Annotated in this window: 12 protein-coding genes and 1 riboswitch; of the genes, 4 read left to right on the plus strand and 8 right to left on the minus strand. The window is 73.1% G+C overall.

Annotated elements, in window-relative coordinates:
- The first annotated feature begins 125 nt into the window (after positions 1 to 125).
- The 3 genes from K7854_RS33335 (at position 126) to K7854_RS33345 (ending at position 3,274) form a co-directional block, all read left to right on the plus strand.
- Positions 126 to 887, plus strand: coding sequence for an alpha/beta fold hydrolase (locus K7854_RS33335; RefSeq protein ID WP_226030290.1), 762 nt, complete (start codon positions 126 to 128; stop codon positions 885 to 887).
- 204 nt (positions 888 to 1,091) lie between these two features.
- Positions 1,092 to 2,726, plus strand: a complete 1,635-nt coding sequence (gene abc-f / locus K7854_RS33340; RefSeq protein WP_226030291.1) for a ribosomal protection-like ABC-F family protein — start codon at positions 1,092 to 1,094, stop codon at positions 2,724 to 2,726.
- Positions 2,727 to 2,818: 92 nt separating this feature from the next.
- Positions 2,819 to 3,274: a flavodoxin family protein gene (locus K7854_RS33345; RefSeq protein ID WP_226030292.1), complete on the plus strand. Its 456-nt coding sequence runs from the start codon at positions 2,819 to 2,821 to the stop codon at positions 3,272 to 3,274.
- Between the two features lie 34 nt (positions 3,275 to 3,308).
- On the opposite strand, the gene K7854_RS33350 is transcribed toward K7854_RS33345, so the two are convergent.
- The 6 genes from K7854_RS33350 to K7854_RS33375 all read right to left on the minus strand — a co-directional run bounded on the left by K7854_RS33350 (position 3,309) and on the right by K7854_RS33375 (position 8,850).
- Positions 3,309 to 4,082, minus strand: coding sequence for an ABC transporter ATP-binding protein (locus K7854_RS33350; protein ID WP_226030293.1), 774 nt, complete (start codon positions 4,080 to 4,082; stop codon positions 3,309 to 3,311).
- Complete coding sequence (locus tag K7854_RS33355) at positions 4,079 to 5,107, minus strand: FecCD family ABC transporter permease (protein ID WP_226030302.1); 1,029 nt, start codon at positions 5,105 to 5,107, stop codon at positions 4,079 to 4,081. The genes K7854_RS33350 and K7854_RS33355 overlap by 4 nt, the downstream gene beginning before the upstream one ends.
- 44 nt (positions 5,108 to 5,151) lie before the next feature.
- Positions 5,152 to 6,228 (minus strand): ABC transporter substrate-binding protein, encoded by a 1,077-nt coding sequence (locus tag K7854_RS33360; protein ID WP_226030294.1) that lies wholly within the window; start codon positions 6,226 to 6,228, stop codon positions 5,152 to 5,154.
- 64 nt (positions 6,229 to 6,292) lie between these two features.
- A riboswitch (cobalamin riboswitch) is annotated at positions 6,293 to 6,477 on the minus strand.
- 80 nt (positions 6,478 to 6,557) lie between these two features.
- On the minus strand, positions 6,558 to 7,217 hold the full coding sequence (locus K7854_RS33365; protein ID WP_226030295.1) for a fasciclin domain-containing protein: 660 nt from the start codon (positions 7,215 to 7,217) through the stop codon (positions 6,558 to 6,560).
- Between the two features lie 265 nt (positions 7,218 to 7,482).
- Entirely contained in the window at positions 7,483 to 8,415 is a 933-nt protein-coding gene (locus K7854_RS33370) for a M56 family metallopeptidase (RefSeq protein WP_226030296.1), read from the minus strand.
- 6 nt (positions 8,416 to 8,421) lie between these two features.
- Positions 8,422 to 8,850 carry a BlaI/MecI/CopY family transcriptional regulator gene (locus K7854_RS33375; protein ID WP_226030297.1) on the minus strand — a complete coding sequence of 143 codons (429 nt, stop codon included), beginning with the start codon at positions 8,848 to 8,850 and terminating at the stop codon, positions 8,422 to 8,424.
- 81 nt (positions 8,851 to 8,931) lie between these two features.
- Between K7854_RS33375 and K7854_RS33380 the strand changes: the two genes are divergently transcribed.
- Positions 8,932 to 9,507: a TerD family protein gene (locus K7854_RS33380; RefSeq protein WP_226030298.1), complete on the plus strand. Its 576-nt coding sequence runs from the start codon at positions 8,932 to 8,934 to the stop codon at positions 9,505 to 9,507.
- Positions 9,508 to 9,552: 45 nt separating this feature from the next.
- On the opposite strand, the gene K7854_RS33385 is transcribed toward K7854_RS33380, so the two are convergent.
- Together K7854_RS33385 and K7854_RS33390 are read right to left on the minus strand one after the other, a co-directional pair.
- A complete protein-coding gene (locus tag K7854_RS33385; RefSeq protein WP_226030299.1) occupies positions 9,553 to 11,241 on the minus strand; it encodes a tetratricopeptide repeat protein in 1,689 nt (562 codons plus the stop codon).
- Positions 11,242 to 11,361: 120 nt separating this feature from the next.
- Positions 11,362 to 12,054, minus strand: a complete 693-nt coding sequence (locus K7854_RS33390; RefSeq protein WP_226030300.1) for a lytic polysaccharide monooxygenase auxiliary activity family 9 protein — start codon at positions 12,052 to 12,054, stop codon at positions 11,362 to 11,364.
- Between the last annotated feature and the right edge of the window lie 27 nt (positions 12,055 to 12,081).

The following is a 12,081-nucleotide window of genomic DNA, read 5'->3' on the forward strand; positions in this document are numbered from 1 at the left end:
GGAGCCGAGGGGCGGGCGGATTGGAGGGCGCCGCGGACGGCTTCGGCGACCACCAGTCCGGGGGCGACACGGCAACGGATCACAGGTTGCGGGGAGATGAAGGAAGCGGAAGGGAAGGGGCCGGCATGGGCTCGGAGGACGATCCGTCGAGGGCACGGGCACTGCGGGTGCGGCGCCGTCCGCCCCGGACGCGCGCGGCCGTGCTGGTGCTGCACGGCGGCCGGTCGGAGAGCCGCAGCGCGGCTCGCCCCTGGCAGCTCGCGGCATTGCGGATGCACCCGTTCCTGCGGGCGCTGGAGGCGGCCACCGGCCGCGACGACGTGCTCCTCGGCCAGGTCCGCTACCGCCACCGCGGCTGGAACGGCGCCGCCGAGGACCCCCTGCGGGACGCCCGGCGGGCCCTCGACGAGTTGCACGGCCTCGTCGGTGACGTACCGGTGGTGCTGCTCGGCCACTCCATGGGCGGCCGGGCGGCCCTGCGCGCGGCGGACGCCGCCGGGGTACGCGGTGCGGTGGCGCTGGCGCCCTGGTGCCCGCCGGGTGAGCCCGTCGGCCGGCTCCGGGACCGGGCCCTTCTCGTGCTGCACGGCAGCCGGGACCGCGTCACCGATCCCGGCGAGTCGGCCGCGTACGTCTCCCGTGCCCGTGCTGCGGGGGCCCGGGCGGGCATGCTGCTGCTGGAGAACGGCGACCACGCCATGCTCCGCCACCACGCCCGCTGGCACCGCACCGCGACCGCGGCGGTGGCCCACCTGCTCGCACCGGAAGCGGCGCCCTGCGAGCTGTTCGCCCGGGCCTTCGCGGCGGACGGGCCAACGGTGCTGCGCCCGGCGCCGCCCGCCCCGTCGGACGCGGCACGCGGGCCGGTGCGGGAGCCCGGCTGTTAGGCTGGTGGAGACGTTGATCGTGCAGCGAGGGAGTCGCGGACATGGTGGGTGACGACGACATCTCCGGGTGAGACCCGGTTCAGGTAGGCCGCAGCGGGCGTTTTCGAGCGCCGTCGCAGTGGCCGCTTCGTCGTTCCCTTTTCCCCGTGTTCCCTCCCGGGCAGAGGTCTCTTTCCTGCCCCTCACCGCCACGAGGTCGTCTCCATGTCCGACGCCGTCCTGCGCTGCTCCCACCTGTCCTTCTCCTGGCCCGACGACACCCCCGTCTTCCAGGACCTGTCGTTCACCGTGGGGGTGGGCCGTACCGGCCTGGTGGCTCCCAACGGTGCCGGGAAGTCCACCCTGCTCAAGCTGATCGCCGGTGAGCTGCGGCCCACCGGCGGGTCCGTCACGGTCTCCGGCGTCCTCGGCCACCTGCCGCAGACCCTCCCCCTGACGGGCGGCCTCACCGTGGCCGAGGTCCTCGGTGTCGACGCCGTGATCCGGGCCATCGACGCCGTGGAGTCCGGTGACGTGGCCGAGGAGCACTTCGCCACCATCGGTGACGACTGGGACATCGAGGAGCGCACCCGCGCCCAGCTCGACCGCCTGGGCCTGGGCAACCTCGCCCTGGACCGACGGCTGAGCACGCTCAGCGGAGGTCAGATCGTCTCCCTCGGGCTCGCCGCGCAACTGCTGAAGCGACCCGACGTGCTCCTCCTCGACGAGCCCACCAACAACCTGGACGTGGCGGCCCGCGACCGGCTCCAGGACGTGCTGATGGACTACAACGGATGTCTGCTGCTGGTCAGCCACGACCGGGAACTGCTCGACCGCATGGAGCGCATCGCCGAACTCGACGGCGGCGAACTGCGCTTCTACGGCGGCAACTTCACCGCCTACGAGGAAGCCGTCCGGGCCGAGCAGGAGGTCGCCGAGAAGAACGTCCGCAACGCCGAGCAGGAGCTGAAGCGGGAGAAGCGGGAGCTGCAGCAGGCCCGCGAGCGGGCCGACCGCCGGGCGAGCAACGCGGCCCGCAACCTCAAGAACGCCGGGCTGCCCCGGATCTTCGCGGGCAACATGAAGCGCGGGGCGCAGGAGTCCGCGGGGCGGGCGGGTCAGACCCACGCCAACCGGGTCGGTGAGGCGAAGGCACGGCTGGACGAGGCGGAGCGGTCGCTGCGCGAGGAGCAGCGCATCACGCTGGACCTGCCGGAGACCCGGGTGCCCGCCGGACGCACCCTCTTCCTCGGTGAGCGGCTGCGGATCCGGCTCGGCGACCGGGACGTCTTCGGGGCCCGGGGCATCGACCTGACGGTCCGCGGCCCCGAGCGGATCGCCCTGACCGGGGCCAACGGCACGGGCAAGAGCACGCTGCTGCGCCTGGTCGACGGCGACCTGACGCCGGAGGACGGCGACATCAGGCGCGCCGACGGGCGGGTCGCCTACCTCTCCCAGCGGCTGGACCTGCTGGACGACGAGCGCACCGTCGCCGAGAACTTCGCCGTCTGGGCCCCGCACCGGCCGGAGGCCGAGCGGATGAACCTCCTGGCCCGCTTCCTCTTCCGGGGCGCCCGCGCCCACCTGCCCGTCGGCCTGCTCTCCGGCGGCGAGCGGCTGCGGGCCACGCTGGCCTGCGTGCTGTGCGCGGAACCTGCCCCGCATCTGCTGCTCCTGGACGAGCCGACGAACAACCTCGACCTGGTGGGCGTCGGCCAGCTGGAGAGCGCCCTGCACTCCTACCGGGGAGCGTTCGTGGTCGTCAGCCACGACCGGCGGTTCCTGCGCGAGATCGGCGTCGAGCGCTGGCTGCACCTGGCCGACGGCGAGCTGACGGAGACGGGGGCGCCCGAGGAGTAGGCCCCCGAGGAGTGGGCCGCGGACGGGGCGCGCCCGGCGGGTGCCGCGGTGTCCGTTTGCGGTCCGCGGGTGTCGGGCGGCAGGCTGCCGGTGTGGCCACTTTGCTGATCGTCCATCACACGCCGTCGCCGAACTGCCGGGCGATGCTGGAATCCGTCGTCTCCGGGGCGACCGCACCCGAGATCGAAGGGGTGCGGGTCGTCCGGCGGGCGGCACTGGCGGCCACGGCCGTCGACGTGCTGGAGGCCGACGGGTACCTGCTGGGCACCCCGGCCAATCTGGGGTACATGTCCGGTGCGCTCAAGCACTTCTTCGACCAGGTCTACTACCCGTGCCTGGACGAGACGCGCGGCCGCCCCTTCGGTTACTACGTGCACGGGGGCAACGACACCACGGGCGCGGTGCGCGGCATCGAGGCGGTCACGACCGGGCTCGGCTGGCAGCGTGCGGCGCCCGCGGTGAACGTGACCGGTGAACCCGGCAAGGCCGACCTGGAGGCCTGCTGGGAGCTGGGGGCGACGCTCGCCGCCGGTCTGATGGACGACTGAGCACGCACCGGCGGCCGCTCGGGCGGGCGGGCTCCTAGCCCGGCAGTGTGCCCAGGAAGCGCACGTGCGGGCGGCCGGCCGGACCGGCGGAGGTGATCTCGGCGTCGACCCGGTAGACCTTCGCGACCAGGTCGGTCGTCAGGACCTCCGCCGGTTCGCCGCGGGCCACGACCCGTCCCTCCGCGAGGACGACGAGGTGGTCGCAGTACATCGCGGCGAGATTGAGGTCGTGCAGGGCGACCACGCTGGTGACGGGCAGGGCGGCGACGAGGGACAGCACGTCCAGCTGGTGCTGGATGTCGAGGTGGTTGGTCGGCTCGTCGAGCAGGAGTTCGCGCGGCTCCTGGGCGAGGGCGCGGGCGATCTGCACGCGCTGGCGTTCGCCGCCGGAGAGCGTGTGCCACAGCCGGTCGGCCTGGCCGGTCAGACCGGTGCGCTCCAGAGCGTCCGTGACCACCGCATCGTCGGCCGCCGACGCCGGTGTCCAGGCGCGGCGGTGCGGGATGCGGCCGAGCCGGACGACGTCCCGGACCGTCAGTTCCAGCTGGGTGTCCGTCTGCTGCTCGACCACGGCCACGCGCCGGGCGACGTCCCGGCGGCCCACCCGGTGCAGGGGGCGCCCGTCGAGGGTGACGAGGCCCGAGGCCGGGGCAAGTACACCGGCGAGCAGCCGCAGCAGGGTGGTCTTGCCGGAGCCGTTGGGGCCGAGCAGGCCCGTCATGGCACCGGTCCGCGGGCTCAGGTCGACGCCGTCCAGGACGAGCCGCCCCCCGGCGGCGCGGGAGACCCGCTCGGCGTTCAGCGTCACCGTGTCCTCCTGGTGCGGTACAGCACGAGTACGAAGGCCGGCACCCCGATCAGCGAGGTCACCACGCCGACCGGGACCTCCTGGGGTGCGAGGACGGTACGGGCGAGGGTGTCGACCCACACCAGGAACACGGCACCGGCGAGTGCGCAGACCGGCAGCAGCCGGGCGTGGCCGGGGCCGGTGAGCGATCGCACCGCGTGCGGCAGCACCAGCCCGACGAAGCCGATGGCGCCGGCCGAGGCGACCAGGGCCGCGGTGAGCAGGGCGGTGGCGCACAGCAGCACCAGCCGGGTGCGGGCCACCTGGACGCCGAGCGCGGCCGCCGCGTCCTGGCCGAAGGCGAAGGCGTCCAGCGTCCTGGCGTGTCCGAGGCACACGGCCAGGACCAGCACCAGGACGGCCGTGCCGGTCCACACGTCGCTCCAGCCCGCGCCGCCGAGCGAGCCGAGCAGCCAGAACAGCACGCCACGGGTGGTCTCCGCGTCGGCGGCGGTCATGACCACGAACGAGGTGAGCGCGGAGAACAGTTGCATCGCCGCCACGCCCGCGAGCACCACCCGGTCCGTGGTGCCGCCGAGGCTGTGGCTGAGCAGCATCACCAGCGCGAAGGAGCAGACCGCGCCGATGAACGCACCGCCGGGGACGGACAGCGCGCCGCCGCCCACGCCGAGCACGACGACCAGGACGGCGCCGGTCGAGGCGCCGGAGGAGACGCCGAGGACGAAGGGGTCGGCGAGCGGGTTGCGCAGCAGTGACTGGAGCACCGCCCCGCACACGGCGAGTCCGGCGCCGCACACCGCCGCGAGCAGGGTGCGGGGCAGGCGCAGGTCCCAGACGATGCCGTCGCGGATCGGCGAGACGCCCTCGGCGCCGGTGCCGACGCCGAGGTGGGCGGCGATCACGGACCACACGTCGGCGACGCCGATGTCCGCCGGACCGATGGTGACGGCGACGGCCACGGAGGCGCACAGGGCGACGATTCCGGCCGCCGTCCACCCGAGGGGGGCGCGACGGGACGCCCGTATGCCGGAGGCGGACGCCGGGGCCGAGGCCGCCCGGCTCGCGGACGTCACTTGGCGAGCCCGAACTCGCGCAGCGCCGCAGCCACCTGTTCGACGCCCTCGACGGTACGGATGGTGGGGTTCATGGCCTGTCCGCTGAGCAGCACGTAGCGCTTCTTCCGGACGGCGGTCATGTTCCTGGTCACGGGGTTGGACTCCAGGAACTCGATCTTCTTCGCCGCCGTCTCGGCCGTCTGTGACTTGCGGGTGAGGTCGCCGAGGACCAGGACGTCGGGGTCCCGGTCGGCGACGGTCTCCCAGCCCGCCTGCGGCCATTCCTCGTGGGTGTCGGCCATGGCGTTCTCGGCGCCGACCGCGCGGGTGATGACGCCGGGGGCGCCGCAGCAGCCCGCCAGGTAGGGCGAGGTGGAGTTGGCGAACCAGTACATCAGGGTGACACCGGCGGCGTCGATGCCGGAGGTCGCCCTGTCGACCCTGGACCGGAGGTCGGCGACGAGCTTCTCGCCGCGCTGTTCGACGTCGAAGAGTCGGGCCAGGTCACGGACTTCGCCGTAGACGGTGTCCATGGTCAAGGGCTCGGTCCGGACTCCGTCGCCGTCGCCGCTGTTGTCCTTGCCCGCGCAGTCGGAGGGGGACAGGTAGGCCGGCACGCCGAGTTCGGCGAACCGCTCGCGGGTGGCCACGCCGCCGGTGCCGAGGGTGGAGGCGAAGGAGGCGGCGACGAAGTCGGGTTCGGCGTCCAGGACCGTCTCGAAGGACGGCATGTCGTCGGCGAGCCGGGGGACTTCGGAGTTCGCCTTCTCCAGTCCCTTCATGACCGGGTCGGTCCAGGTGGCGGTGCCCGCCATGCGGTCGGCGAGGCCGAGGGAGAGCAGGATCTCCGTGGTGCCCTGGTTGAGGGAGACCGCCCGGTGCGGCGGCGCGGTGACCCGGACGTCCTGCCCGCAGTCGTGGACGGTACGGGGGTAACCCGCCGTGCCCGCCGGGGCGGCGGAGTCGTCGGTGGCCGCACCGGACCCGCAGGCGGAGGCCAGCAGGGCGCCGGTCAGGAGCAGGACGGGACCGCGCAGGGCGCGGCGGGAGAGGGTGAGCCCTCGGGGGCCTACGGGGCGTGCTGCGGGCAAGGAAGGATCCTCTGGCGTCGAGGGCTCATGCGCGAAGCCCGTCCGTACGATGCGGCCCGCGCCGCACGCGGCACGGGTGCCAGCAGGTCTTCGGACTCGGGTTCGACCGGACGGGACGCCTTCCCGGACGGCGTACGCCGCCCAGTGGCCGTGTCCCGCCCGTCCCCCTCACCGCTGCGCGTCAGTTCCGGATTCGCACCGGATTCCCTGACCCACCAGGTGGGTTCGACTGGCTTGCGCAAGCTACCACAGGGTCATCGCCCCGCCGCGGGGCGGGCCGCCGCCCGCCCCGCTCCCCCGGCCCTCGGGCCGCCACGCCCGCTCGCGCCTCAGCTCTTCGGCATGAGGACGGTGTCGATGATGTAGACATTGGCGTTGGCGGTCTTCACGTTGCCGCAGACGACCTTGGCGGAGTCGTTGACCTCGTAGGACTCGTCCGAGCCCGAGGTGGTCAGCTTCGACTTCTGCAGCGTGTCGAAGGAGCCGTTCTCCAGGTCCTTGGGCGCGAGCTTCTGGCCCACGACGTGGTAGGTCAGGACGTTGGTGAGCATCTCCTTGTCGGCCAGGACCTTGTCCAGGTCGGCCTTCGGGATCTTGGCGAAGGCGTCGTTGGTCGGCGCGAAGACGGTGATGTTCTCGGCGTTGTTGAGCGTGTCGACCAGACCGGCCTTCTTCACCGCCGACACCAGCGTGGACAGGGCCGGGTTGTTCGAGGCGGCCGTGGCCACGGGGTCCTTGGCCATGCCGTCGAACGAACCGGCGCCCTCCTTCGGCACCGTGGAGCAGGCCGGGCCGAACGGCTCGTCGGAGCCCGCCATGCCGCCGGAGGTGTCGGCCGACTGGTCGTCGGTCGCCGCGGGGGCCGAGGAAGCGGCCTGCGCGGAGTCCGAGGAGCCGTTGTCGCCGTCGTCGGAACAGGCGGCCAGGGACAGGGGCAGGACGGCGGCCGCGACGACGGCGACGGCGGAGCGGCGGATACGGGCGTTCATGGAGAATCTCCCTGAAAACGGGCAGCACGAAGGCTGCGTCGGTACCGAGTTGTGGTGCGCGTGATGCGCGAGGGTCGTACTGGATCGATGTGCTGTGCGGCGGTCCGCCGAGTACGCGCGGTGCCGTCGCGTGGCGGCCGGCCGACCCGGGTCCGGAGTCAGCCGCCGGTTCGCGCTCGGCGTGGTCTCGGTTCTTTCCTCACACGGGGAATCCGGAGCCGCCCCGGCCCCGGATTGGTTGCTCACCCGATCGAGTGAGGGAGTCTCACAGCGGCGTCGCGGCCCGGAGGATGAGGAACATCGTCACGGCGGCGTTCGCGGACGACATCGCCGAGACGGCGGTTCCGGCGGCCGCGGCCCACGCCGCCAGCCCGACCGAGGTGAAGACCGGGGGCCAGGTGCGGACCGCGGGGGCGGGCCCCAGCAGGGCAGCCACCCGGCGCGGCACCGGGCCGGGCGCGGCGAGTCCGGCGAGGGTGGCGACGGGAGTGCCGCGGGAGACCAGGGCAGCCTTGCCGATCGCGGTCGCGACCGTCCGCCGGTCGCCGACCGTCCGGGCGGCGGTCTCGTCCGCCCACCGCTCCGCCGTGTAGGACACGGCCGTCCGCAGGGGGCGCAGGAAGGGATTGGCCAGCGCGGCGAGGCGGACGGTGAGCAGGAAGCGGTGGTGCCCGGCGGCGAGGTGGGCGCGCTCATGGGCGAACAGGGCGCGCCGCTCGCCCGGTTCGAGGCAGTCGAGTAGCGCCGTGCTCACCACCACGCGGTCCCGGCGGCCACCGGGCAGCGCATAGGCGTAGGGCACGTCGTCGGGCAGTACGGCCACCCCGGTGCCGGGCAGCCCGGCCAGTGCGCGGTGCGCGCGGCGGCGCACCCTGCCGTGCCGCCACAGGGCCCGCGCCGAGGCCGCGACCACCGCGCAGAGCGCGGGGATGGCCGCCTTGCCGACGACCTCGTCGTAGGGCACCGCCGCCCGGACCTCGGGGTCCGACCAGCCGTCGGGGAGCGGGTTGCCCGGGAGCTGGGCGGTGCCGACCACCATCACCAGGGCCAGGCACACGGTGCTGCACAGCGCCATCACGGCGGCGACGGCGGTGAGCAGCCGGGTCGCGGTCCGCGGGTGCAGGTGCTGCTCGGCCAGCCTGGCGATCGGCCATGCCGTCAGCGGCAGGACCAGGGGCAGGAAGACGAAGACCCCCATGCGGTGTCAGCCGTCCTCCGCGGCGCGCGCGTGCCCGAGCAGTTCGCGCAGCAGCCGCTCGTCGTCGGGGTCGAGGCCCGTGACGAAGCTGGCCAGGACCGCTTCCCGGTCGCTCTCCGCGTCCAGCACCTTGCGCATCTTGCGTGCGGCCAGTCCCGCCTGGTCCGAGGCGGGCGTCCAGGCGAAGGACCGGCCCGCGCGCTCACGGCTGACGGCGCCCTTCTCCAGGAGCCGGGTCAGGATCGTGATCACCGTGGTGTAGGCGAGGTCGCCACCGAGGTGCTCCTGCACCCAGCCGGCCGTCGCGGGGCCGTCCGCTTCGCGCAGCGCGGACAGCACCAGTGCCTCCAGCTCGCCCTGGCCCCGCCGCCGCGGACGCCGGTCATCCGTCACGGCCCGCCTCCTTCCGCCGCCGATCCTCTTCCGGTGCGCCATCGTATAGAAAGCTTTCTTCTACAGTGCTGTAGATTGTCGGGGACCGCATGGAACACAGCGAACGCGACGAAGGAGAACGCAGTGGGAGTTTCCCTGGCCAAGGGCGGCAACGTCTCGCTCAGCAAGGAGGCGCCCGGCCTGACCGCCGTGCTGGTCGGTCTGGGCTGGGACGTGCGCACCACGACCGGCACCGACTACGACCTCGACGCCTCCGCGCTGCTCCTCGATGCCTCGGGCAAGGTGCTCTCGGACCGGCACTTCGTCTTCTACAACAACCTCACCAGCCCGGACGGCTCGGTCGAGCACACCGGTGACAACCTCACCGGCGAGGGCGAGGGCGACGACGAGGCGGTCAAGGTGAACCTGGCCTCGGTCCCGGCCGAGGTGGACCGGATCGTCTTCCCGGTCTCCATCCACGACGCGGAGAACCGTGGCCAGAGCTTCGGCCAGGTCCGCAACGCCTTCATCCGGGTCGTCAACCAGGCGAACGACCAGGAACTCGCCCGCTACGACCTGTCGGAGGACGCCTCGACCGAGACCGCGATGGTCTTCGGCGAGCTGTACCGGCACGGGGCCGAGTGGAAGTTCCGGGCGGTCGGGCAGGGGTACGCCTCGGGTCTCGCGGGCATCGCCGCGGACTTCGGCGTCAACGTCTGACGTCCGCCCGCCGACCCTGACGGCCCCTGGACGGCCCCGGGCGGCTCAGCGGTCCGTGGTGCAGCAGCCCGGCCCGCCACCGGTGGCCGTGGTGGTGTCGAGACGGCAGAAGCAGGACGCCTCGACCGGCACGTCCGCCAGCGCGGTGGCGAGCTTGAGCTGCCGTGCCACGATCGCCGCCTCCCCCGCCTTGCCCAGCCGCACCAGGCATTCGTGCAGCCCGTGCAGCGCCCAGACGTTGTCCGGGTGCTGGAGCGGGCGGGGCAGGGTGTCGTCCAGGCCCAGGTCGGCCCGGTAGACCGCCTCGGCCTCGGCGATCCGGCCCTGTTCCAGGAGCAGGGCGCCGTAGGCGTGCCGGGTGGGCTGCATCCAGCCCCAGGGCTCGTCGTAGGGGAGGTTGTCGTCCAGCTCGATCGAGCGTTCCAGGGCGGCGAAGGCGGCGGCGTGGTCGCCCCTGCGGTACTCCAGTTCGCCGTCGAGCATGGCCGAGGCGATGGCGAGGATGTCGGCGCAGGTGTTGTTGAAGAGCGTGCGGGACGCGGGCACCCTCTCGACCGCCGCCCGGAACAGCCCGCGCTCGGTCTCGGCCTCCGCGACCCGGCCGGTGGCCGAGAGGGCCACGCCGCGGGCGTAGTGCAGCATCGCGGTCGTCACGCAGTACAGGCTGGAGTCGGCCGGCCGGGGCAGGGCGAGGATGTCCGCCCAGCGGCCGAAGCGGATCAGCACGTGCACCCGCATGGCCAGGAAGGCCTCCAGCCAGTCGGCCATCGGCGGGCTCTCCACCCGCAGCAGTTCCTCGGGGACGGACTCCTCCAGGCGGGCCGTGGTGTCGAGGGCGGTCTCGTACTGCCCCAGGAACATCGCCCCGTAGATCCTGAAGTGGTAGTTGTGCGCGCGGTAGAGGGTGTAGAAGTTCATCGCCCCCGAGCGCGCGAGGTACTTCTCGTCGGCGGCGATCGCGGCCTCGTTGTCCGACACCACCCGGCGGTAGTCGCCGCACAGCACTTCGAGGTGCGAGGGCATGTGCAGGAGGTGTCCCGCGTCCGGGACCAGGCCGCGCAGCCGGTCGGCGACGATGAGGGCCGCCTCGGGGGTGGGTGACATCTCCATCAGGTGGACGTAGAGGTGCAGGACGCCGGGGTGGTCGCGGCCGCCGTCGGCGGCCAGGGCCCGGTCCAGCACCTCCTTCGCCGCCAGGGTGCGTGCGCCCTCGGCGGGCAGTCCGGTACGCAGGTCCCACAGCTGCCAGGGTGTCAGGTTCATCAGGGCGTCCGCGTAGAGGGCGGCGACGTCCAGGTCGTCCGGGGCCAGTTCGTACACGGCGCGCATGCCGTCGGCGTACGGCGCGTTCCACACCGAGCAGTCCGCGACGGCGTCGGCCTGCGGGTAGCGGGCACGCAGGGCGGCGACGAGGGCGCGCTCGACCGGGGTGGCCCGGCCGGCCAGGTCGTGGGCGCGTTCGACGGCGGCGTGGGTGCGGTCGACGGTCCGGGTCAGCTCCTCGGCGCCGAAGGCCTCCCACGGCTTGTTGTAGTTGGGGCCGAGCGCGTGGGCGATGCCCCAGTGGGCCATGGCACAGTCCGGGTCCGCCGCGGCGGCGGCCTCGAAGCACACGACGGCCTCCTCGTGGTGGAAGGCGTACATCCACACCAGCCCGCGGTCGAACCACCGCTGGGCCTCGGGCGACGAGGTCGTCACCGGGCGTCCGTGGCCGCCCAGGTCGTAGTAGTCCATGACGGGACGTATACCGCACCCGGGAATGGGCGCGGAGCACTTCGGCGGACGGTCGCACGACCGGTGTCCCCGCCGGGCGCGGTGCGCCCGGCGGGGGTGGGGGGACGGGAGTGGCGTGGATCAGCCGAAGTCGACGTCGCTGCACAGGAAGTACGTCTGGTCCATGTGCGACGCCTGCCAGATCGTGTAGACGACGTGCCGGCCGCTCAGCCCCGAGGTGCTCACCGGGATCTCGTAGTTCTGGCTGGGCGCGTAGCTGCCCGTGCGCGCGACCTGCTGCAGGGAGCCCCAGGTCAGGGCCTGCGTGGCGGGGTCGAAGCCCTGCTTGGTGACGTAGACCAGGAAGTAGTCGGCGCCGTGACTGGCCTGGTCGTGGAGCTTGACGGTGAAGTCGTCGGCGACGTCCGTGGTCTGCCACGGGCCCACGGCGTCGAGGGAGTTGTAGCGTCCGCTCTCGGTGCGGCCGCCGCTGCAGAGCTGGCCGTCGGGGACGACGGCCTGGAAGTCACCCGCCGAACCGTTGCGGTACAGGCCGTTCCAGTTCCACATGGCGTTGGGGTCGTCCTGCCACGCCTGCCAGCACATGGGGTCCTCGTCGGCCATGGCCGGGTTCTGGAAGTCGTCGCCCCAGCGGTCCCAGCAGCCGTAGTTGCGGGAGGCGGGGTCGACGACCGAGCCGTGGGCGACGGCGGTGCCGCTCCAGGGGATCAGAGTGAGCAGGACCGCGGTCAGGGTGCTGAGGACGAGGGTCGTCGCCCGGCGGGCACCGCGGATCGACGCAGGGACTTTCTTGTCGCGATCATGACAACTCATGAAGCCCTTCCTTCACGTGGGGGGGAC

This window comes from Streptomyces hyderabadensis (assembly GCF_020404845.1).
Lineage (GTDB): Bacteria > Actinomycetota > Actinomycetes > Streptomycetales > Streptomycetaceae > Streptomyces > Streptomyces hyderabadensis.